The 22,592-nt window shown below is 47.3% G+C and carries 21 protein-coding genes; 12 read left to right on the plus strand and 9 right to left on the minus strand.

All coding sequences use genetic code 11. The annotated features are described in order from the left end of the window. Nucleotides 1–180 precede the first annotated feature (180 nt). Nucleotides 181–822 (minus strand): MarC family protein, encoded by a 642-nt coding sequence (locus FTO70_RS03555; protein ID WP_255334333.1) that lies wholly within the window; start codon nucleotides 820–822, stop codon nucleotides 181–183. A 523-nt stretch (nucleotides 823–1,345) separates the two neighbouring features. Between FTO70_RS03555 and FTO70_RS03560 the strand changes: the two genes are divergently transcribed. The 3 genes from FTO70_RS03560 (at nucleotide 1,346) to FTO70_RS03570 (ending at nucleotide 2,828) form a co-directional block, all read left to right on the plus strand. Beyond that, nucleotides 1,346–2,053, plus strand: a complete 708-nt coding sequence (locus tag FTO70_RS03560) for an MBL fold metallo-hydrolase (RefSeq protein ID WP_255334334.1) — start codon at nucleotides 1,346–1,348, stop codon at nucleotides 2,051–2,053. 121 nt (nucleotides 2,054–2,174) lie between these two features. Further along, nucleotides 2,175–2,483, plus strand: coding sequence for a hypothetical protein (locus FTO70_RS03565; protein WP_255334335.1), 309 nt, complete (start codon nucleotides 2,175–2,177; stop codon nucleotides 2,481–2,483). A gap of 63 nt (nucleotides 2,484–2,546) precedes the next feature. Continuing rightward, on the plus strand, nucleotides 2,547–2,828 hold the full coding sequence (locus tag FTO70_RS03570) for a hypothetical protein (RefSeq protein ID WP_255334336.1): 282 nt from the start codon (nucleotides 2,547–2,549) through the stop codon (nucleotides 2,826–2,828). Nucleotides 2,829–3,007: 179 nt separating this feature from the next. Here FTO70_RS03570 and FTO70_RS03575 read toward each other — a convergent pair whose 3' ends face one another. Further along, a complete protein-coding gene (locus tag FTO70_RS03575) occupies nucleotides 3,008–4,210 on the minus strand; it encodes a multidrug effflux MFS transporter (RefSeq protein WP_255334337.1) in 1,203 nt (400 codons plus the stop codon). 512 nt (nucleotides 4,211–4,722) lie between these two features. Here FTO70_RS03575 and FTO70_RS03580 point away from each other — a divergent pair. Both FTO70_RS03580 and FTO70_RS03585 read left to right on the plus strand, forming a co-directional pair. Then, a complete protein-coding gene (locus FTO70_RS03580; RefSeq protein WP_255334338.1) occupies nucleotides 4,723–5,529 on the plus strand; it encodes an alpha/beta fold hydrolase in 807 nt (268 codons plus the stop codon). A 196-nt stretch (nucleotides 5,530–5,725) separates the two neighbouring features. Continuing rightward, nucleotides 5,726–6,310 carry a hypothetical protein gene (locus FTO70_RS03585; RefSeq protein ID WP_255334339.1) on the plus strand — a complete coding sequence of 195 codons (585 nt, stop codon included), beginning with the start codon at nucleotides 5,726–5,728 and terminating at the stop codon, nucleotides 6,308–6,310. 257 nt (nucleotides 6,311–6,567) lie between these two features. Here the strand turns inward: FTO70_RS03585 and FTO70_RS03590 are convergent, their stop codons facing one another. From FTO70_RS03590 to FTO70_RS03600, 3 genes are all read right to left on the minus strand, one after another. After that, entirely contained in the window at nucleotides 6,568–7,191 is a 624-nt protein-coding gene (locus FTO70_RS03590; protein ID WP_255334340.1) for a superoxide dismutase, read from the minus strand. Nucleotides 7,192–7,723: 532 nt separating this feature from the next. Then, nucleotides 7,724–8,029 (minus strand): DUF3303 domain-containing protein, encoded by a 306-nt coding sequence (locus tag FTO70_RS03595; protein ID WP_255334562.1) that lies wholly within the window; start codon nucleotides 8,027–8,029, stop codon nucleotides 7,724–7,726. Nucleotides 8,030–8,591: 562 nt separating this feature from the next. After that, nucleotides 8,592–9,989, minus strand: a complete 1,398-nt coding sequence (locus FTO70_RS03600; protein WP_369694332.1) for an MATE family efflux transporter — start codon at nucleotides 9,987–9,989, stop codon at nucleotides 8,592–8,594. A 557-nt stretch (nucleotides 9,990–10,546) separates the two neighbouring features. On the opposite strand from FTO70_RS03600, the gene FTO70_RS03605 reads away from it, so the two are divergent. The 4 genes from FTO70_RS03605 (at nucleotide 10,547) to FTO70_RS03620 (ending at nucleotide 15,487) form a co-directional block, all read left to right on the plus strand. After that, nucleotides 10,547–12,373: a hypothetical protein gene (locus FTO70_RS03605; RefSeq protein WP_255334341.1), complete on the plus strand. Its 1,827-nt coding sequence runs from the start codon at nucleotides 10,547–10,549 to the stop codon at nucleotides 12,371–12,373. A gap of 157 nt (nucleotides 12,374–12,530) precedes the next feature. Beyond that, entirely contained in the window at nucleotides 12,531–13,454 is a 924-nt protein-coding gene (locus FTO70_RS03610) for a carbohydrate kinase (RefSeq protein ID WP_255334342.1), read from the plus strand. A 67-nt stretch (nucleotides 13,455–13,521) separates the two neighbouring features. Further along, entirely contained in the window at nucleotides 13,522–14,670 is a 1,149-nt protein-coding gene (locus FTO70_RS03615; RefSeq protein ID WP_255334343.1) for a DUF2157 domain-containing protein, read from the plus strand. Between the two features lie 100 nt (nucleotides 14,671–14,770). Then, nucleotides 14,771–15,487: a GDYXXLXY domain-containing protein gene (locus tag FTO70_RS03620; RefSeq protein WP_255334344.1), complete on the plus strand. Its 717-nt coding sequence runs from the start codon at nucleotides 14,771–14,773 to the stop codon at nucleotides 15,485–15,487. 25 nt (nucleotides 15,488–15,512) lie between these two features. Here the strand turns inward: FTO70_RS03620 and FTO70_RS03625 are convergent, their stop codons facing one another. Both FTO70_RS03625 and htpX read right to left on the minus strand, forming a co-directional pair. After that, a complete protein-coding gene (locus FTO70_RS03625; protein WP_255334345.1) occupies nucleotides 15,513–16,130 on the minus strand; it encodes a hypothetical protein in 618 nt (205 codons plus the stop codon). Nucleotides 16,131–16,199: 69 nt separating this feature from the next. After that, nucleotides 16,200–17,084, minus strand: coding sequence for a zinc metalloprotease HtpX (gene htpX / locus FTO70_RS03630; protein ID WP_255334346.1), 885 nt, complete (start codon nucleotides 17,082–17,084; stop codon nucleotides 16,200–16,202). 947 nt (nucleotides 17,085–18,031) lie between these two features. On the opposite strand from htpX, the gene FTO70_RS03635 reads away from it, so the two are divergent. The 3 genes from FTO70_RS03635 (at nucleotide 18,032) to FTO70_RS03645 (ending at nucleotide 20,334) form a co-directional block, all read left to right on the plus strand. Next, a complete protein-coding gene (locus tag FTO70_RS03635) occupies nucleotides 18,032–18,835 on the plus strand; it encodes an ABC transporter ATP-binding protein (protein ID WP_255334347.1) in 804 nt (267 codons plus the stop codon). Further along, entirely contained in the window at nucleotides 18,832–19,584 is a 753-nt protein-coding gene (locus tag FTO70_RS03640) for an ABC transporter permease (RefSeq protein WP_255334348.1), read from the plus strand. The genes FTO70_RS03635 and FTO70_RS03640 overlap by 4 nt, the downstream gene beginning before the upstream one ends. A gap of 123 nt (nucleotides 19,585–19,707) precedes the next feature. Then, nucleotides 19,708–20,334 carry a LysE family translocator gene (locus tag FTO70_RS03645; protein ID WP_255334564.1) on the plus strand — a complete coding sequence of 209 codons (627 nt, stop codon included), beginning with the start codon at nucleotides 19,708–19,710 and terminating at the stop codon, nucleotides 20,332–20,334. A 231-nt stretch (nucleotides 20,335–20,565) separates the two neighbouring features. Here FTO70_RS03645 and FTO70_RS03650 read toward each other — a convergent pair whose 3' ends face one another. Both FTO70_RS03650 and FTO70_RS03655 read right to left on the minus strand, forming a co-directional pair. Further along, entirely contained in the window at nucleotides 20,566–21,513 is a 948-nt protein-coding gene (locus FTO70_RS03650) for a hypothetical protein (RefSeq protein ID WP_255334349.1), read from the minus strand. A gap of 564 nt (nucleotides 21,514–22,077) precedes the next feature. Continuing rightward, nucleotides 22,078–22,302, minus strand: a complete 225-nt coding sequence (locus FTO70_RS03655; protein WP_255334350.1) for a hypothetical protein — start codon at nucleotides 22,300–22,302, stop codon at nucleotides 22,078–22,080. Nucleotides 22,303–22,592 lie beyond the last annotated feature (290 nt).

Here is a 22,592-nt window from a genome sequence, read left to right on the forward strand (position 1 = left end):
ACTCAGGTTCTGGAACTCAGGTTCTGGAACTCAGGTTCTGGAACTCAGGTTCTGGAACTCAGGTTCTGGAACTCAGGTTCTGGAACTCAGGTTCTGGAACTCAGGTTCTGGAACTCAGGTTCTGGAACTCAGGTTCTGGAAATCCCGGCTTTGTAAAACCCCGGCTCTGTGAAATCCTGCTTAAACAAGTTTTCCGAGCATTGGAAAAATATTTTTTATTCCAGTTGCGACCAGGTCCACTGCAAGGGCTGCAAGGAAAAGCCCCATGAGCCTCGTGAAGACCAGCATGCCATTGTACCCTATGAACCTGTGGATCCTCCTTGAGAAGAGGAACATTAACAGGGAGATTGCAAAAGTAAGCACGATTGCAGCTAAAATCATGATTTTTTCCTGAAATCCCGGGGCAGTTCCCATAAGGACGATTACTGCACTGATGGTACCGGGGCCGGTCAGGAGCGGAAGTGCGATTGGAAAGATCCAGATGTCCTCTCTTTCCTGCGAACGGTTGATTTCTTCTTCCGTGATGCTCTCTGCCGAGATCTTTGCGTGCATCATATCGAATGCAATGGTAAAGAGCAGGATGCCTCCTGCAATCCGCAGGGAGTCAACATTGATGCCGAAAACGCCGAGGAGCTTGTTTCCCAGGACCGCAAAAAAGACGGCTATTATGCAGGCCAGGATAACGGCTTTCTTTGCGATTTCGTTTTTTTCATGCAGGGTCATGTTGCTTGTCAGCGAGATGAAAGTCACGACTCCGCTTAAAGGACTCACGATCACAAAGATCGAGAGGAATGCATAGATAAAAAAGCTAAAACCATCCATTTTGCGCCAACTACCCCTGAAGTTTAGTTAGTTTAGCATTTGGCACGGTACTACTATATTTATTTATTGGAATATCTCTTTCTCAGTAAATTTATCTTTGAGGTAGGTCATCTGTAGGGTCATCTGTAAATGCAAGACCTTCATATCTGACCACCATACCCTGACATCCGGGAAGTATCTGGATGTATCCGGGAACTACCTGGATGTTTTCCACCTCTGGTTCGCCGCAAGGGTTTTAAAATAAGTAAAAGGATATTAAATAGGCGTTTAAAGATCGAAATTCTATTAAAAATTGAGCCCGCAGATTTTGTTGCGTAGAATTTCTTTCAGGAATTTAGAACTTTAGAGAACCTGGAACTTATTTAGAGCTTTTCAGGAATCTGGAACTCATTTGGAACTCATTTGGAACTCATTTGGAACTCATTTGGAACTCATCTGGAACTCATTTGGAACTCATTTGGAACTCATTTGGAACTCATTTGGAACTTATTGGGAATCTAAAACATTTCAGGAATTCGGAACCATGATATCAAAAAAATCTTATTCACTGACTGCCGTCCCCATGGGCCACTCCAATGCTTACCTCCTTACGGCCGGTGGTTCCGCAGTTCTGGTAGATACCGGTTGCCCCGGTAAAATCAACAAGCTCGAATCCGCTCTCCGGGAAAACGGCCTGGATTTTCCTGACCTCGGCCTGGTCATCCTTACCCACACCCACTATGACCACGCAGGGTGCCTTGCCGAAATCAAGGAGCGCAGCGGGGCAAAGGTCCTGGTGCATGAAGCAGAGGCAGGCTGCTTGGAAAAGGGCTATACTCCGTTTCCTAAAGGCACCATGTGGTTTTCCAGAATCATTTCAGGGCTGGCAAACAGCCTGTTTGCTTTCAGAGCAAAGTACGTACCTGTAAAACCTGACATTGTAATTAATAAAGAGTATGACCTTGGGTACTACCTGCCAGGGACAAAAGCCCGTGTCATCCCCACGCCGGGGCACACCGAAGGTTCGGTCTCCGTAGTCCTCGGAAATGAAGAGGTAGTCGTGGGAGATACGCTATTTAACGACTTCCCTAAGACTGTTTTTCCCCCCTTTGCAAACGACGAAAAACAGCTTTTTAGAAGCTGGGAAAAACTGGCCGAAACAAGCTGTGCGACCTTCTACCCCGGACATGGAGGTGCGCTCTCGATTGAAAAGCTGGCGGATTCATATAGAAAACTGAGCAAAAGGGTCTAATCCCAATCATCCCTATACCATTTTCAGCAATAGCTTACGTTTTCCGAAAACGTTGCGTTTTTCGTAAATAGCCTGGCTTAATTCAGTTTTGTATCCCGGAGAGTACTAATCTGGAGTATTATTGAGCATTATCGAGCATTATCGGGATTCTTTTTTGTATAATCAGGTAATTATAATTATTACAGATTTGAGTTCAACAGCTTCTTCCGGGGGGTCTTTACTGAAAGCTGAACCAAAAATCCAACCGATAGGTAAACGGAAAACTCCTGAGACGTCTCTTGGACTGAGCGAAAGGATTACGATTGATACGCCTGCAGGTAAAATGCCGGTCCGAACAGGATTCAAGCTTTATGAAGATGGGAGCATAGAATCCGTAGAGCCGGAAGAGCCGGTTCCCGTCAAAACCCCTCTCGGCTCAATAAATGCGTAGGATGCAAGCGCAATAGGCATCGATGCGGATAAAAACTCCCTTGGCTTTGACAGGAACGGCAAATTGGCTTCCCTTGCCACCTTCGATATCATTACGGCCAAAAAAAGCAGCGGTGAGACGAAGATCACTTTCTCGAAGCTGAAACCGGGCCCAATGGAAGACTACGAAAAAGTGCCGATTAAGTTGCACTTTGGCGATGATACCGTAACTGTTGATGACGGCAGCAGCGCAAACGAGTACAGGATATCGGAATCCACGTTCAAAATCACAGGCGGAGACTATACGGAAGTAAAAACCTGTGGGGACTGCTCCAGCTACAAGGGCTGCAATGTAACCTGGCTTTAACCGCATTCCATTTTTACAGGTCGTGTGTGTCGTCCTGTATTAAGATTGCCTTTGTACCTTGTGTATGCATATGTGTATGCATACACAGAAATCAGGCCCTTCGTCTGGACCGGCGTTCAGGCAGCTCAATATTCCCCTCTTAGTTAAAATGTTTCTCTTAGTTCAATGTCCCTTTTAGTTCAAATGCCCCGCTTCTGCAAAACAAGCCATGCACCAAGAACCAGGGTCCCACAGCCGAGAGCAATTCCTCCCAAAACCGGAATCTTATCGGCCCAGTCCAGGGAAATGAACCACATCCCGACAGCGCCCAGCGTGAAATATGTGAAAATCAAAAGGGAGGAAGCAGACCCTGCATCCCTGTCGACCTGCTCAAGCACAAGGTTGTTGCTCGGCGGCCGGCTCAGGCCCATCGAAAAAGTTATCAGGAACATAGGGAGAGCAAAGCTCCAGGGGCCTTGCTGTCCGGCGATGAGGAGAAAAACACCTCCCAGGAAAATGCCTGCAAAACCGACGGTCATCAGGTGCCTGGAGTTGATGCTTCTTGTCAAGCGGAGGCAGGAGAAGGAGCCGACCATCAGGGCAAGGGCGTTGAAGGCAAAGAAGTAACTGTATTTCTGTTCATTCAGGCCGAACTCGTTTACGTAAATGGCAGAAGAACCCGCGATGAAGCTGTACAGGGGAAAAAGGCTGACTGACATGACCAGGACCATGATAATATAGGAGGGGTTGAGCAGCAGCCGGCCGTAAGCGTCCATTACCTGGGAAATAGGTATATCGGACATCACTTTCAATGTTTCCGGGAAGCGGAGGACACCCAGCATCCCGATTACTCCCATAACTGCCTGCACAAAGAAAATCCAGGGCCAGGAGAAATCCACAAGGATCCAGCCGCCAACGACGGGGGCAAGCATGGGGGCAAGAGCCATGATAACCGCTATGTAGGCCAGGATCCGTTCCCGCTCCGGGCCTGAAAAAATGTCCTTTGTCATTGCCATAGACAGGGAGGAACTGGCAGCAGCTCCTGCAGCCTGCAGGATACGAAAGCCGATCAACATGGGGGCGCTGGATGCAAAGGCACAGAGCAGGCTTGCCAGCACGTAAACCGTAAGTCCGGTGAGGAGGGGACGGCGGCGGCCGAAGCGGTCGGAAATCGGGCCGTAGAAGAGCAGGAAAAATCCGTAGGTGACAAAAAAGCAGACAAGGATGAGGTTGATAACCGAGAGGGGCTGGTTCCAGTTCTCGGCAAGGGACGGGATGGCGGGTAAAATCATGTCCGTGGACAGGGCAGGAAAGGCGGTCAGGAGGGCCAGAAGGGGTATGGCTCCCTTTAAGTTTCCACTCAGTCTCCTGTTTAAATTATCTTCTTTTTGCTGGAAAGACATTGCGAATTCCTTTTGCGTTTTTAGTGGCTAACGAATCAGTAAATGGTTGCATATGAAACTAATCTGATGGATACAGGATACCAGGATAGTATATAAGAGTTATCAATGTGGAAGTGATCCCCGGTGTGAAGTAAGCTTGCCCTTTCCCGCAAAATGGTTTGAAAAAAGTTGCCTAAAACTTTACCCAAAAACTTTTTCTAAAAAACTTCGTCTAAAACTTTGTCTAAAACCTTCGTCTAATTCTAAAATTGAGGCTGCATTTTATTGTCTTCTTATGAAAAATGAAATTGTGCCGGCAAGTTTCTGCATTTTTTCCATGAATTTTATGAAAAAGCCGGTCGTGCAGGCACGACCGGCGAGAGCATGGGGTTGTACGAACTGACAGAACCCCGGCTCCTGTTTGACTGAGGTAAAATACGGGACTTTACCCGCCTGCATGTCTGTATGCTATCCCGACTTCGTTTTCAGGCCCCATCTTTTTTTAACCCGGAAAGCGTAAAAAGGATTTAAACATGAAACACTTAAGAAAATACGGCTCCCCTCCCTTCGATATAGCCGTCATCCACGGCGGCCCCGGTGCTCCCGGGGAAATGGCTCCCGTAGCCAGGGAACTCTCTTCTATTGATTCTTGTGTTTCCTCCAGCTATGCCCGTGGCGTCCTTGAGCCCCTTCAAACTGAAACGACCCTTGAAGGCCAGGTCAGGGAACTGAAAACTGTTTTGGAAGAGCATGGAATCCTCCCAGTCACATTAATCGGTTTTTCCTGGGGGGCAATGCTCAGCTACATTTTCACAGCCAGGCGCCCCGAATTCGTAAAAAAACTCATCCTCGTCGGAAGCGGCCCCTACGAAGAAAAATACGCAGCAAACATCATGCAAACCCGGATAAGCAGGCTCAGCAAAGCAGAAAAAGAAGAAGTCTTTTCCCTGATGGAAATCCTGGACGGCCTTTCCCCGGAAAAGAAAAACGCTTCCCTGGCCAGATTCGGGGAGCTGATCTCCAGGGCCGACTCATACGACCCCCTTCCCCACCCCGACGAGGTTCTGGAATGCCGGTACGATATCCACAAAGGCGTATGGGAAGAAGCCAGTGAACTTAGAAGCAGCGGGAAGCTTCTGGAACCTGGAACGAAAATCAGTTGCCCTGTGGTCGCAATCCACGGGGACTATGACCCGCATCCATTTGAAGGGGTAAGAGAGCCCCTTTCCCGGGTCCTGAAGGACTTCAGGTTTATTTTGTTGGAGAAGTGCGGGCACAGGCCGTGGGTTGAGAGGCAGGCGAAGGAGAGGTTTTATGATGTGCTTAAGGGTGAAATTTAATCAAAGATATAGCAAAAACTGAAGAGATTAATGTGGTTTTGTGCACTGTTGCTGCCATTCTTACCCGTTGCTGTTCTAATAATTTTCTCTCTTTTTGGAAAGATATTTCAGGGTATAACTCAAATTTATGTAAAGTTCATTAATTTTCACACTGGGTGAGGAAGTGTCCAAAGTTAACAAAAAAATATCAGGGTTCATGATATCAATTCTGGTCTGTATGCTGTTCCTCTCTTCAGTTTGCTCCGGAAAAGAGCTGATTACGGAGAAACAGGTGATCACATACCATGATGATACATTCGAGGATGAAAGCGAGAACTGGAAAGCAAGATACGAATTGAGCGAAACCCATGTATTCATAACAGCAAACCGCAAAACCCACTATGACGGGGAACTTGAACATATTCTCTTCGTAACTTACAAAGGTAACCTCTCGGATTTACCTTCCCCTAAACGAATTAACATTTCTTATGATGCAGGTTCCTGGGGAGGCGGGAGAGTTGACTCTTTTAATCAGGAAGAATATGTCTTCAAGCGTGGCGCCAAAAGAAAATTAATAAGTGAGCGGAGGCCCATTCTCGAATATATCATAGACCCTGTCTGGATAAAGGAGCAAAAGCCCATCTTCGAACACACGATAGGCTTGATTTGCACCTCTCCAAACACTGTTTATATCCACCACGAAGCTTCGGGAGGGGCTGCTATTTTCGAAAATGATACGGTAAAGGTCACAGTGGAACTGGACGGCCAGATAGAAACCCTGGAACTGAGGAGTGCTCAATAATTATTCCGTTCCCCTAATACGGACATAGTTGCAACTGGGTATTGGAAAACAACTACAAAAATAGCAACCGTAATGGAATATCCCCGTCGTTATCGGCAGTAATCAGGGATAGAAAAGATAAAGAATAGCAAGAGCCACTACATGATCTCTTGCTTTTCATTTCGTTTTTCTTTTCGCTCTCTCTTTTCGCTTTACTCCTTGACTATCCGTTTCCCTTATTATCAATTCAACAGGAGTTTCCCGGTACAAGCCCGGAATTATTCAGTGCCGTATTTTTGAACCTTCCTGAAGTATTTGTCGATTTCCTCCCAGTCAAGGATATTCCAGAACGCATCTATGAATTTGCCCCTTTCATTCTTGTAGTCCAGGTAGTAAGCGTGTTCCCACACATCTATATCCATGAGGATCGGGAAGTCCGGGACCAGGTTTACGTTATGCTTTTCTACCTGCATGATCCCGAGCCTTTTTGTATCGTTGCAGAAGGTTAATGCTGCCCAGCCGGAGCCTTCCACACTTGATGCGATCTGGGAAAACTCCTTTTTGAACCTCTCAAAAGACCCGAAGTCTTCTTTGATCATTTCAGCCAATTCGCCTACAGGCTCTTTGCTCGCATTGCTTGCAGGAGTCATCTCCCACCAGAAATAGCTGTGAAGGACGTGCCCCCCCAGGTTGAAAGCCAGGGATTTTGCAGCTGTTTTATAATCAAAATCCGTGTTTTCTTTCCTTGCTTTATCCATCATTTGCAAAAGTGAATTCGTATTATTCACATAACCCTGGTGGTGTTTGTCGTAGTGTATCCGCAGCTGTTCTTCGGAAATATAAGGTTGCAAATCGGCATAACCAAATTTCAAAGGCGGTAATTTATACAATTCTTTAGCCATATTCATCCTCCCCTATGAGAATCAACCGGTTTCACAGAATTTGTTCCGGAAAGTCTGTACTATCCAGTCCAGGAAAATTAATTTACAAATCCTGCTAACCAGTTTCCCCCGTGCGTTGTGTTAACAGAGAATCTATCTATCAAACTACTCTGCTGCCGTATCTCCTCAGATAAGGCATCTCCTCATATGTATTGAATCGCCATCTGGCAGTTCCGGATGAGGATGTAGTTTTGCTGGTATTTATATTAAAACTGAATGATATAAACTTATTGGGCACTCTATATAGAAAATCGATCTGATGGATTTGTCAAAATAATTGACCGAATATATCTGTGACAGAATAATTCGTTCAGGGAATCCTGAAGTTGTGGAGGGGATTTGCAAATAGGAGGTTTCAAAAGTTGAAAATGTGGGGTTTAATGCGAGGAAATATCCAGAGCGGCGGGACCGAAATTTAGATTGATCATTTGATTTTCACTTAGCGGGGACCAAAAAAAGTGAAAAAAATTAAAATTTTGTCGACGGCGGTATCTTATGGAATCCCACACAGACGGCTCAATTTTTCCATCTGCTCTGCGGCAAATTTTTTATACTCTCCGGCTTCCATGACAGGGAAGACTTCGACCGTGCATAAATCAGTAAATGGGAAATTGTAAGCCATATAGTCTTCAATGGTCTCTACATCATAAAGGGTAATGACACGCCCCCCTCCGGCATCAAACCACTGGTTAATGATTTTCAGCCCATTTGGGAAATCCATGCTTTCCACCAGTTCCCACCGTTTAAACAACTCCATGCCCTGTTCAGGCTCAAATGTTGTTATGTCCAGCAACAGCATATTTTCCACTCCCACGATTGGTTTTTTAAATTATTCAATTTTTATCTAAAATGGAATATAAAATATAGAAGCTATATACGTTTCGTAAGAAGGATAGAATTTTTTAGATGAAATGAATAGTGGGGGGCCGGAGTTATTTTTAAATCTTACTTCTTTATATTTTGGCGGTTTTTGGCAGCTGCGTGAACCTGGCCGGAGTAAACGGAATGGCATATCCCACCTTTCTTGTCCCGAGCGCCAGCGAGGCCAGAGCCGTTTGACAAAGAATGTTCAAAAGCTGAATGAAAGGAAAAAAGGCAAGTTTTAAGCTTTTCTCCGCATTGAATGACCAGCCCCTTACTCCAATTTTGGGCTTTGCTAAAGTCCTCAAATCGAGTTGCATTGGAGTTACTATCACCTGAAAAACAAAGGCAGACTTGCCAGGTTTCTGCGTTCTGGCTTATGATTTTTTATGGAAAGGCCGGCCGACTTCGCGGCCGGTGAGAGTCTGGGGTTATGCAAAACATTGTTTGCTCAGGAAGCCTCGTTGACCGAGGAAAAAACAAGATTCAATGGCCACTCTTCACCCCCAAACACCCACCTCTTCTTCTCCCCTACCTTCCATCTTCTCCTCAAAATGCCCAAACCTCCTGTACTCCCTCCACAACAGCCCCGCCGCCAGCCCGAACGCCATAAAATCCGAGATCGGAAACGAAACCCATACCCCGTCCAGCCCGTAAAACCTCGGCAGTACCAGCACAAGTGGGAGCAGGAAAAGGAGCTGCCTTGCCAGCGAAAGGATGAAAGCGGGCCTGGCTTTTCCGAGTGCCTGGAACACGGTGGTCCCTACAATCTGGAAGCCCATAAAGGGCAGGACGAGCACGATAATCCTCATAGCCGAGGTGCCTGCGGCTGTAAGTTCTGCATCGGGGCTGAAGATGTGGATGATCGGGGCCGGGAAAAGGAAGAAGACAAGGAAACCTGCCAGGGAAAGGAGGGTGCTCACCTTCAGGGCGACCTTTACGGACTCGATCACCCTTGGAAACTGTTTTGCCCCGTAATTGTAGCCCACGATCGGCTGGAGCCCGAAGGAGATTCCCAGCATGGGCAGGAAGATGAACATGATCAGGCGCTGGATGATGCCGAAAGCTGCAATCGAGACGTCCCCTCCGTAGGTCCCAAGGGCGTTGTTTACGAAAATCATCATGAAGCTGTTGGAGGCTTCGATAACCAGGGGGCTCATCCCGATGGCAAGCATTTCCCTGCTTATGCCGGGGTCGGGTTTGAGCATCCCGATTTTGAAGGGCACGGAGCCTTTGCCTGCAAGGAAATAACGCAGCAGAAAGGCCATGGATACAAACTGGGCTATCACGGTCGCAATCGCAGCCCCCCTGACTCCCATCCCGAAGCCGAAAATGAAGACCGGGTCAAGCAGGATGTTCAAACCGGCGCCGAGCAGCATTCCAAACATGGCGTAGCGGGCGTTTCCCTCAGCCCTCACCAGGTCTTCGGCAGCAATCCCGAGGGTAAAAACGACCGAACCTGCCAGGGTGACTTCAAGGTAGTCCCTGGCATAGGGCATGATCCCCCCGGTTGCCCCGAAGAGTTCCAGCAGCGGGTCAAGGAAGTACAGCCCGACTGCCGCATAGGCGATCCCCAGGAAAATGGCAAGGGAAAAGGCGGTCCCGAGGGTCTTTTCGGCTTTATTGAGCTCTTTTGCCCCGAGCGCTCTGGAAGTTACGGATGCGCCTCCTACCCCTATCCCGATTCCGATCCCCAGGGCCAGCATCTGGATTGGAAACGCAATCACAAGCCCGCCGATGCCCTGGACGCTCTCTTCGCCAAGAGCCCTGCCCACGAAGATCGTATCCACTATATTGTACAGGGCGTAGACGAGCATCCCGAGGATTGAGGGAGCCGAGAGCCTGAAGAGGAGTTTTCCAATTTTTTCCGTGCCTAAAAAGCTGCTGTGTTCTTGTATGCTGTTTCTCCCCTACTTGCGGTTTTTTACAGATAATTTTTAATGGTGGTCTTGCAGGATAATTTCTAGGGAAATTTACAGGGTCTTCAGGTGTGAAAGGTATAAAGCAGTTTCTTATCAAAAAAATGATGGCGGTTTCTGGTGATGACATCTTGTACCGGTTGCCGTGAAAGGGAAATGGAGTTCAGGCACGTTCTCCTTGCTGGTGGAGGAGAAAGTGAGTTCCCATATCAGTTACTGTGCTGGCTGTGTAATTGTTACTGTGCCGGCTGTGTACCGGTTATTGTACTGGTTATTGTACTGGTTATTGTACCGGTCCTTGTCCCGGTTAAAAAGCTTTCTTATTGTGGCAATACAGGTACTTTTTTAAAGCGTCTTGAATAAATATTAACTGAAAATAGTATGGGTAGCTAAATTTTACAGACATCAATAAACAGCAATAAACCTTGAAATCTGAATTAAGGGATGAGGAGGCCGGATTAATGAGGGCTTGCCGGATAAAAAAATATGTACTTTTTATAGTTTCACTTCTGTTTTTTATTCAATGCTCAGCCTCGGTGCAGGCCGCAGGTGTAACGGACCCGACAGGAGATTTTGATTATCCTGACATTACAGGGCTTGCCTCTGAGAGCAGGAACGGGTATCTTTATGTCGAAATCGATTTTGCAGAAAGCCTTGAAGGGGAGGACTGTGCAGGAGCTGTCTTTATCGATACCGACAGGGACCCGAAGACCGGGTACAATGAGGGAAGCGGGGCAGACTACGTTTACGCTTTCAACGTGATGAGTATAATCTATTCCGACCCGATCGTCACAGCGACATTAAACGACGATCCGGTAAGCGAAGACACGCTTTTTATTTCCGGAAACCAGCTCTATATTGAAATTCCCCTCAGGATGCTCGGGAACGATGATGGGGATATGGACATTTTTGTTGCAAGCCACATGGAACTTGTAAAGGCCCTCTTTTTTGACCGGGCTCCTGACTACGGGGTTTTGAACACGGAAACCGGAAAGGTCAGCATTCCCGTAAAGTCGGGGGACCTGGAGGGAAGTTTTCAGGACAGGTCAGGGGACTCTGAGGGGTCGGATATCACGGGGATCGATACCTGGGTGCACGACGGGGTCTTTGAGCTCCTGCTCACGTACAAAAACAATGTCAATTCCGGGGGCAACTTTTACGGGGAAGACTTAAACGGCTGGGTCTTCATCGATTCGGACCAGAATATCGCAACCGGTTTTACAAATACGGAGCAGGCCCCTCCTTCTTTTGGGGTTGACTACCGCCTTGACTACACTATCGGGTCCATGCTCGGGACGGATGCAAGCCTGGTAACGGAAAACAAGGACTCGGAACTGACGAAAATGGGCTATACACAGACCGGAGGAATTCCCCTGGGCGTGCCCTATAACGATGCCATGTTTGCAGTTTCGAAAAACCAGGTCTTTTTCAGGATTCCCCTCGAAATGCTCGGCTCTGACGACGGGAAAATGAGCCTTGTTGCAGACTCCTTCACGGTTGATGAAGCCCTTTCAGGGAAGATGGACCGGGTCCCGGATTTTGGGGAAGGTGCCCTTGATACCGGGACAGGGAGGCTGAATCCCCTTTTTGCATATACCGAAAACCCCTCTGAGCTCAGGGACTCTTCCGGGGACTCCACAGGTTTCGGGTATGACGGGGACGACCTTACCTCGGTTGAGATCGGGTACTCCGGCAATATCATGCTGCTGACAATTACCTACAAAGAACTCGAACTTGACGATGGAGCCATCACCACCGTATTCTTTGACACGGCCAGGGACGCTTCAAATCTTCCCGAATACATGCTTGTGTATTCCCTCTACAACGGAAAACTGGACGCCGACATCTTCGGGGACGTGGACGGGAAATACGGGGTAAGGGAAGCCGGGCACCTGATCAGCATGAAAGGCAACAGGATGTACCTGAGCATTCCCCTTGAGTTCCTGAAAGACGAAGGAAATATGGATATCTATGTTGAAACAGCTCTCGTGCCAAGTAAATCTGAGATCCCGCTCACCGAAATGGGCAGGGAATGGATGGCAGGAGAAGAGACAAAGACCGGGACCGGGGAAATACACATCAACCCCGACAAGTTTGGAAGGACGATCTACGACAGGGCACCGGATACAGGGTTCATTTCCATTTCAAAGCAGGGCACAGTGCAAACTACCCGGAATCAGCAGGTAAATCCGGAGGCAAACCCTGAGGACCCGGCACAGCAGTTCCCGGCTGCCGGACAGGATGCCGTCGGCCTGGAAGGGGAGGCTGAAGGCCAGAACCCCGAAAGTCCCGGACCCGGGACCTTACTCTCTGTTCTGGCGCTGTTTGCGGGAGTATTTGCCTTAAATCGTAAGGACGCCTGAAGCCATAGATTGAAGTTGCAATTGAAGCCACATACTGAAGCCACATACTGATGCCCGGGTCTTTCCCGGGAACATATTAATTGGCAGAAAGTAACCGATAGAATGTAACCGACAGAACGTACAAAAGAGAAATAAAATTGCAAAACCAGTTAAGGGTATGAAAATCCTCACATTCGGGGAAGCCCTCTTCGACATCATCAACGGCTCAGCTCATTTGGGCGGCGCTCCCCTTAACCTTGCCGCCCACCTTGCAAAACTGGGATCAAAACCGGCAGTTATTTCCGCAGTCGGAAGAGATGAACTCGGAAAAAACCTTCTTTTGAAGGCTGAGGAAATGGGAATTGACACCTCATACATCCTGACCGATGAACAGAGACCTACTGGAACCGTCACCGTTGAGCTTGAAGGAGAAGGAATTCCTCACTTCATCATCAATGAAGGCGTAGCCTGGGACGCGATTACGCTGAAAGACGGGGAAATAGAAGCCCTTACTGCTGAAGAATGGGGCGTTTTCTGTTTTGGGACCCTTGCCCAGCGCTCGGAAGCAAACAGGAAAACACTTCAGGGGCTGCTTTCGGTACTCAGGGCAAGGCACATTTTCTACGATGTAAACCTGAGGCCCGGGTTTTACGAAAAAGAGTGGATAGCGGCCTCCCTTGCCTGTGCCGATATAGTAAAAATGAACTCCGAAGAGGCCGGAATAATTTACAGACTGCTTTTCGGGACAGCAAGGGGCTGCACCTGTGAAGATTTCTGCCGCTTGCTCGTGGAAAAATACCCTGGAATCTCCATAATCTGCATAACAAAAGGGCCTGAGGGGGCAGCAGTTTATCATAAAGATTCCTGCGGATGTATATTCGAGGAAATCGAAACCACCCCGGTAAAAGTTGCTGATACTGTCGGAGCCGGAGATGCCTTTTCCGCAGGCTTCCTTTACGCTTACCTCTCAGGGAGCAGCATCCTCAAAGCCGCTGGTTTTGCCTGCGAGCTCGGGACTTACGTGGCTTCGAAACCCGGAGCAATCCCGGGATATTCGGAGGAGATTCTAAAAAAAGTTGGGGGATTGGAGTGGAGGGATTGAAAAAGAGAAGGGCTCCTTAAATAATGTATCTAAAAGTTTATGATGATCAATGTGCCATTATACGTATATGCTCGATGAAGACCTGATCCGGAAATGGCTGGATGAAGGCACCATTGATCGTACTCAGGCAGAAAAAATGCGGACTGACCTTACGGAATACAGGAAGGAACGCAGGTCAAAAAAGCAAATCGTTGCCTTTTCGACCATCGGGGCGATTTTAATCGGGATTGGTGCTATCCTGTTTGTGGCTTCCAACTGGGAGAAACTCGGAAATACTGTAAAAGTGCTGCTGCTTGTGGGCAGTACTGTGGGCATACACTATACGGGTTATCGTTTGAAATACGAGAAACAGAAATACCCGCGGGCAGGCTCTGCCCTGATCTTCCTCTCAGCCCTATTCTTCGGAGCCAGCCTCTTTTTAATTGCCCAGATCTACAACATCAACGCAAACAACAGTACCCTTGTCCTGATCTGGATTCTGGGAGTTTTTCCCCTGGTCTACGGGTACCGGTCTGCCCCGATTGCGGGGCTTTGTTCTCTGCTCTTTTACCTCTGGATCGGCCTGCTGTACGGGGAGAGGGCTGACTTCAGTGAATTGATTAACATATGGGACCTCTACCTCATATCAGGCATCGGAATCTATTTTATCGGGACTTTGCACGGGCTTGCAGATAAAACAAAACATGCTGAAGTGCCGTTTAAGTTCATGGGGCTGCAGGCTGCACTCTTTGCACTGTTCATACACACCTTCGAACTCGGGGAATACACAGTTGAAAAAATCGTTCCCGTAATTTATGCTGTCCTGGGAATCCTTTTCCTGGCAGTCCTGCTCTCACCACTCCGGAAAAGGCTCGCAAGCTTCCAGGCGGATGCTAGCGTATCCGTAATTGCCTTATTGATGGCAGGAATAACCCTCACGACAATATACATCCCGGCATCGGAAAATATTTACATGGTCGTGTTTAACGTCATTTTCCTCGGGATTTTGACCTTCCTGCTGTATGCGGGATATGGCACCGAAAATATCACCATCATCAACACTGCAATGTTCTGGTTTATACTCCTGATCTTTGCCAGGTACTTTGACTTTTTCTGGGACCTGCTCCCAAGGTCGCTCTTTTTCATTGTCGGAGGGCTTGTTTTGCTGGTAATGAGCGTGGTTATGGAAAGAAAAAGAAGGGAGCTGAAAGCTCAGTTTACCGGAGGGGAACAATGAAAATCGGCGTTTTCGGACTTCAGGGTAACGGAGCCGGGGCTCTTTCAGGATCCGTGGCTCTTTCGGAACCCACGGTACTATCAGGAGCAGGAGGAATCTTATGAGCCCAAAGAAAATCTTTTACCTCACCGTGGTCTTCTGGCTCCTGATCTTTTCAGGTATTATAGTTTATAAGGAATACACCCTGAGGACCGGCACGGAAGTTGTGCTGAAAACCGTGCCCGTAGACCCGAGGGACCTCTTCCGGGGAGACTACGTTGTCCTTAATTATGAGATCAGTACCCTGGACCTCAGTGAAATCCCGGCTGAAGATACCCAATTTTGGTACAATGACCGGATATACCTGGCCCTGGAAATTAAAGACGGCTACGGAGTGCCCAAAAAAATATACAAAAACCCACCCGAGGATGAGCTCTACATCAAAGGCAAAGTAACGGGTATATTGTACGAAGAAATACCACTGCCCGAAAGAGAAATCATTCCGGAAGAAGTTGAACCTATCGAAGCTGTACAGCCAGAAACCGAAACAGCAGAAATTGCGCCATCGGAAGCTATGCCTGAAGAACCGGTTATAGAAGAAACTGTAGTCGAAGAACGCTTACCGGAAGAAATCGAAATATCAGGAGAGGAAATAACCGTTGATAAACTCATTGTTGAGTACGGCATTGAAAGCTATTTTGTGCCGGAAGGCAGGGGACTTGAAATAGAAAGTGAGCGGTGGGAAGGAAAAAAGGTCGATGTGGCAGTTGTTATTGACAGGTTTGGAAATGCAGTAATTAGAAATCTGTTAATTGACGGGGAAAAAGTGGAGTTTTAATGAAAAGAGGTTACTGCAAGGACTTTTAAAAAGGAATCCCCCACAGAGGGTACCATTTCTCCACATTTTTTTCGATTGGCATCTCCCGCTCCATCCCGGTCCTGAGCCTGAATTCGAAGGAGCTGTCCCTCTGCCTGCCCGAAAGCGGGATGAAGGGGTAATAGGTCCCCTGCTTGAAATTGTAGATCCAGTAGACCGCTCTTTTGCCTGAAGTCCTGCCTCCGCTTCCGGAAAGCCCGGGCTCGGGTTCGCTGTCAAAGCGGTAAATGGCGCAGAGGATCTGCTGGCCGAAGCCTTGGTCTTCAAGGGTCTGGCTGACCAGGTGGATGTTTGCGACCAGGTCTTCGAAGTCGGGGTCCTTGAAAATGGCCCAGAGGAAGTTGTATTCGTCTTTTTCGAGCCTGAATTCGGTCTCGGTCTCCTTTGCACTGTACTCCAGGAGCTCTTCGATCTCTTTTCTGGCATCAGCGTAGGCGGAAGCTTCTATGGGCTTGAAGCAGATTCCCGCTGACCCTGAAGGTTTCAGGTCCAGGTTGCTTTCCAGGGTAATGGCTGCTGTTGAGATTGCAAAAAGCTTCTCAGACTTTGCCTCTGGCAGCCTGCTTCTCCCGAGGACCGTGTCCACAAAATCCCGAAAACCCATTATTTATCTCCTGTGAAAACTCTTCTTTGAAAACTCTTCTGTCCGGTGTCTGCTATTTCCATTCCTTTTTCAGGCCAGCTCTTTCTGAATCTTTTCAAGTTCTGCTATCCTTTTTTCCACAGACGGGTGGGTTGAAAAGAGGTCCATGATGGAAGAGCCTGAGATTGCAGGGATTATGAAAAAGGCGTTCATCCCCTCGACTTTCCTGAGGTCTTCGGTGGGCACCTTCTGCATGAGCCCGCTTATCTTCATGAGGGCGGACGCAAGGTTTGAGGGCTGCCCTGTAATGACTGCCGAGCCCCTGTCTGCGGAAAATTCCCTGTAGCGGGAGAGGGCGCGGATAAGCAGGAAACTTATGAGCCAGACCCCCAGGGAGACGAGCCAGACCAGCAAAATGCCCCCTCCGTCCCTTCTTCTCCCCCCTCCCATGTCCCCGAAGTAGAGGCTGTAGCGGACAACGTAGAAGGCTACGGTTGAGAGGAAACTGGCAATGGTCATGACCATGACGTCCCGGTTCTTTATGTGGCTCAGCTCATGGGCAAGCACGGCTTCCAGTTCGGCCGGGTTGAGTTTGTCCATAATCCCCGTTGTAACAGCAACCACGGCGTTATTCGGGCTCCTGCCCGTGGCAAAGGCATTCGGGACCTGGGTCTGGACAATGGCGACCCTGGGTATCGGAATGTCGGCTATTGCGCAGAGCCGGGCGATCATCTCATGCAGCTTAGGGGCCTCGCTTTCGGAAACGATATGGGCTCCGGTAGTCCAGAGCACCATTTTGTCCGAGTAAAAGTACTGGACTGCCATGAAAAAGCCCACAAAAAACAGCATGAAAACCGGAGGAGTCCCGCTGTACGAAAGAAACGCAAGGAAAAAGAGGTAAACTGCTGCCAGAAGAAACATCGTAAATAGCATCCTGCCCTGAAGTCCCCAGTCCTGTTCCCATTTTCGCTTCATGGATTACTGCCCCCAATTATTTATTATGCATTTCTGATCTTGTGCCTGTTAGTTTATGCCTGTTAGTTTATGCCTGCCAATTTGTTATACTTCTTTGTCCTTCATCCTATTTCTTCTTTCATTTCCGCTGCTTCTTATCATTTACCCTGGTTCCCATCATTTCCGCTGCTTCCTCCGGGTGAGCTCCCCTGACAAGTAAACGGGTTTGATCCGTGCAAAACCGCTGTAATTCACTCATTCAGTTATCCATTGAAACCTTTTTTGATTTATTTTTCAGGTGCCGGCGCTCTCACCGGCTGCCGAAGCAGCCGGTCTTTTCCAGAAAGTATATTTTGATGCCTAAAAAGTTCATTCAGATGACTGACAAAGGAAAGTATATTTTGATGTCTAAATAGTTCATTCGGATGACTGACAAAGTATAGTTAAATGACCAAAAAGTATATCCAAATAACTGTATAAAATGTATTTTGATTGCAAAAAGAAACTTCGGATGACTTAGCGAAGCACCATAGAAAAAATACAGATTTGATTTTTATCGGCGCAGGAGTAAACACGAAAATATCACACATGAGATGTATTATACATGAGATGTATTATACATGAGATGTATTATACATGAGATGTACGTTAGCTTTAATTCATATTCCAGCTTCACATAACCGTTTACGAGTATTGCAGAAACTGAGAACACTTTCTCAGCCGCCTGATGAACAAGCTGTAACCGCAATATCAGCGTGTATATAAATAAACTGTTATTGCAATATCAGCGTGTATATAAATAAGCTGTAATTGCAATTACCAGAACCCGGTCATTCTGTGAAATCCACCTTCAATCCATTAAAAACACCGATATCTTTTTTATCAGGAAGGGATTCAACAGATTCAGGCAAAAAATTCATTATACCTTTGTTTTTCTGATACTAAAAAATAGATTTCAGGTCCAAGCAATGCAAAACATCCTCTCAGTCCAGTCCCTTACAAAGAAGTTCGACGACTTAACCGCCGTGGACGGCATCAGCTTCGATGTCGAAGCCGGTTCTATCTTTGCTTTCCTCGGCCCGAACGGCGCAGGCAAGTCCACGACCATCAAGATGCTCACGACCGTCCTCAAGCCCACAAGCGGGGAAATCCGGATAAACGGCTTCAATGTCCTTAAAGAGCAGGACAAAGCCCGCTCCTCTTTTGGCATAGTCTTTCAGGACTACAGCCTGGATAGCGAGCTTACCGCTTACGAAAACATGGTATACCATTCCGTGGTCTACAAAGTCCCAAAAGCAGAAAGGGACGAGAGGATCAAAAATGCCCTGCAGATTGTCGGGCTCTGGGACCGGCGGGACGATTTCGTGAAAAAGTACTCCGGCGGGATGAAGCGCAGGCTTGAAATTGCCCGGGCGCTTGTCCACTACCCGAAGGTCCTTTTCCTGGACGAGCCCACGGTTGGCTTAGACCCCCAGACAAGGAAGTCCATCTGGAACCACATAATGACTTTGAATGAAGAAAGGGGCATGACGATTTTCCTGACCACGCACTACATGGACGAAGCCGAAGCGATGGCAGACAAAATAGCAATCATCGACCACGGTAAAATAATCGAGTCCGGGACCCTGGAAGAGATCATGGAAAGGACGGAAACCGAATCCTTAGAAGAGTCCTTCCTGAAACTTACCGGGAGGGACATCCGGGACGAAAACGGAAATGGAGGAAGTAAAATGCGATTTATGAAGAGCATGGGCAGGAGGCACGGGCATTGATCGAAGTAATCTACATCCTGTGGCTGCGGCAGCTCAAGCACTACTGGCGCTCAAAAGCCCGGCTGATAGGCTCTCTCGGGCAGCCCCTCCTTTTTATGGTCGCCTTCGGCTTCGGGTTCGGGCCCATGTACACCAGAGCCAGCGGCGGGGCAAATTACATGGACTACCTGGCCCCCGGGATAGTCTCCATGTCGATCCTCTTTACAGCCGTCTTTTCCGGGCTTGAAGTCATCTGGGACCGGCAGTTCGGTTTCCTGAAAGAGACCTTCGTAGCCCCTATCTCCAGGACTGAAATCATGATCGGAAAAACCCTTGGAGGCGCAACCATTGCCATGATCCAGGGCCTGATCGTGCTCAGCCTGACCTATGTGCTGGGGTTCCGGGTCCCGGGCTTAGGGAGCCTGGCGCTCGGGCTCGTTTTCATGTTCCTGATAGCCCTCTTCTTCACGGGCCTGGGCCTTACCATCGCCTCGAAGATGGACGACATGCACGGCTTTCAACTGATCATGAACTTCCTGATCATGCCCATCTTCTTCCTCTCCGGAGCCCTCTTCCCCCTCGAAAACCTGCCCCCGGCAATCTACTTCATCAGCAGGATCGACCCCCTCACCTACGGGGTGGACGGCCTCCGGGGAGTCCTGACAGGGATGAACATGTTCGGGATCTATAACGACCTGGCAGTAATCGTTGTGCTGTCTGCCCTCATCTGCACGATCGGGACATTGCTATTTTCGAAGATCGAAGCGTAAGCAACCTTCTTCTCTTTTGAGAATGAGAGCTTGATCGGAGTAAATAGCGTAAATTAAATACCAATATTGCCCTATTCACGTCGTTAGTGTATATATGTGCAATTTGAGGTATAATACGTGGGCATGGCAGATATTATTGAGTTTTTATTCTTAGGATCGTTTCTGGGCCTAGCTGCAGGAATGTCTCCAGGTCCACTATTAGCGATAACTATCTCTGAAACTCTGCAGCACGGCAAATGGGAAGGGATAAAGGTTGCAATATCCCCTTTGATTACAGACTTGCCAATAATTTTATCCGTACTGTTTGTTCTCTCCCATTTGACAGGTTATAATTCTACTATCGGAATTATTGCGTTTTTCGGGGCATCATACCTTATATATTCAGGAATTGAATCGCTGAAAATCAAAAAGGACAGTGTGGAATTAAATTTAGAAAAGAAAGATGCCCTTAAAAAAGGAGTTATTGTCAATTTCGGGAACCCACACCCGTATATATTCTGGCTCTCCATAGGCGGGCCAATCATTTTTAAAAGTTTAAACACGCATGTCTGGGCTACAATCTTATTCGTAGCCGGGTTCTATATCTTTCTTGTAGGGTCAAAGGTAATTGTTGCGTTAATTGTAGAAAGGTCAAAATCTTTCATTAACAGTAAATATTATTTTTCCATTATCCGCACTCTGGGAATTGCACAGATTGTATTCGGACTGACTTTTATTAAAGTGGGCCTTAATTCATTGAATGTAATTTGAAGTGGTCACCGTTCACGTTTCCAATTTAAGCTATGAAAGGAGAACAGAGAATGGGGAACGGAGAAAGGGGAACGGAGAAAGGAGAACAGAGAAAGGGGAACGGGGAAAGGGAAAGAAGAAAGGGGAAAGGGGAAAGGGAAAGAAGAAAGGGGAACGGAGAAAGGGAAAGAAGAAAGGAAAAAGGGAACAGGGAACAGGGAAAGGAAAAGGAAAGAAGAGAGAATAAAGGTTTCACCACACGCTTGGGCTATACTCAAACTCGAGCTCATCAACCTTTTCTACGGGGAGGCCCAGCTTTTCAAACATCTCCCTAAACACTGCCCTGTATTCCTCTTCAGGGATCTTTTTTCCGGCGCTGGCTCTGTGCATTAGAATGTCTGCACGTACAAATCCGGAACTGCTCACATGAAGAGTATATCTGTTGAAGTTATGGCTACTGCTGACGGAAATCTCGGGGACAATGTAAGCTATATACCCTATCTTCTCTCCATCTCTGTAGAATTCTTCATCGTTCCACATTCCGGAGTTGATAATATTTTTCGTACTGCTCTGATTCAGGTAGGCATAGATTGCCGGAAAATCTACACTTCCGTTTGTCGCGAGGTTTGCATGCCACTGCTGCGCCGCTCCCTCAAGCTTTAGCCTTTCAAGGAACTCCTGGGAGCCAGTTTCGTTCAACCCTAAACTCAGCTCTAACATATCAAGCATCCATGAGTCATCTGGAAACTCGGAAGGCTCCAGCGGCGTAGAAATATCTGAATGACTGTAATTAAAGAGTGTGACAATCGTTTCTGGACCGTCATATTTGCAAAACTCAAGGTAAGTATTTTCATTGTAGTAAAGCTCAACTCTGTGCACCCTGTAACCGTTCTGAAACCTTTCCTCAAGGGCTTCAACATTCCCGGGTTCGATTAGGTTTGTCTCATTGAGCCTGATCCAGCCGTCTGTATCATATCCTGAGGCCTCTGCTTTTGCAAGCACCGAGTCAAAATCAATCGAGCCGATGTAAAGCTCATTTCCGTCATAAGAAGCCTGGTCAGAAAGGATTAATATTGCAGCAAAACCCCCGTAAAAAAGTATAATCAAACCCACAGGGATCAGCAGTATATATAGTAAAATTTTTAAGGTTTTATCCATGTTCCAACCCTCTGATCTTCCAAAGCTCTGATTTCGTCCCATTCAGCAAGATACCCCTTACTTAAAAATCCGGCATATCAGGAGGAAGCTTCAGGACTCCTGATTCAAGGACGGTTAAATTTCACCTGCATTTGGTGAAAAAACCTCTTTTAACTTTCATTAATAGTTAGTCTGTTCTTTTATATTTTTTGATTATTTAATCAGGTTGTATTTTTAGGTTGTCTACTGTTACCTGGTTGATGTCTCTGAGTAAAAAGAGAAAAAAACTGGTTTGAAATCTGAAATCCTGAATTCTGACCCGTACAACCATATTAGGCATACGAAACCATTTTTGTCACGCTCGACGAAGGAGAGCGGTCTTTTTCAAAAAGACAAAAAAGAAGAAGAGAAGGAGCTAGAGAGCAGCTAATCACAAAGCAGCTACTAAATAAGCTTAAAAGGCTCAGAAACTTGTCTTAAAAAGTTTAAAAACTCTTCATTCGGGCTTAAGTGCTTTCTCAGGGTTTTTTGGAAAAATCGGTCGCCTCTGCGACCGGTGTGAGCGCGGGGTAGTTAAACAGCTGATCCCAGGCCCCACTTCATTATTTTATAACCAGGCAAGTATTTTCACCCAACATGAAACAGCGAAGAGCCATCTTCTTCATTTATGTTGCCGGGATATTCGCGGTATACTACGTATTTGCCGTTTGCCTTTTTTATGCATCTGGCCCCGAGCCAGCTCTTTTTTATCATGACTTTTCTTTTCTCGGCATCGGATTTATTAAGCCCGAAATAGCTCAGCTCATCGAGCATGTAGGTTTTGCCGTTAAATTCTCTGAAGGTTTTGTGCATTTTTACCAGACCATGTGATTTCTGGACTTTAAACTTATCACTTCAATTAGTGGTTTTAGTGGATAAATATAATTTCTATCGGCAACTCTGGAGCTTGAGGATATGGACATGCTGGAGCAGAGGCTGGCTAATGCTCCGAACAGGCTTATTTTTCTACCTTTGAGGGGCATGAGGAGTGCAGATGATCGGAATGGAAGCACAAGACATCTGACGTGGAGAGGTTACAGGCAGGACAACACCTCCGGCTTAGAACTGTTTCCGAAGCTGACAAGTAATAGGTTGAAGATAAC

The sequence above is a fragment of the Methanosarcina sp. KYL-1 genome (assembly GCF_024372725.1).
GTDB lineage: Archaea > Halobacteriota > Methanosarcinia > Methanosarcinales > Methanosarcinaceae > Methanosarcina.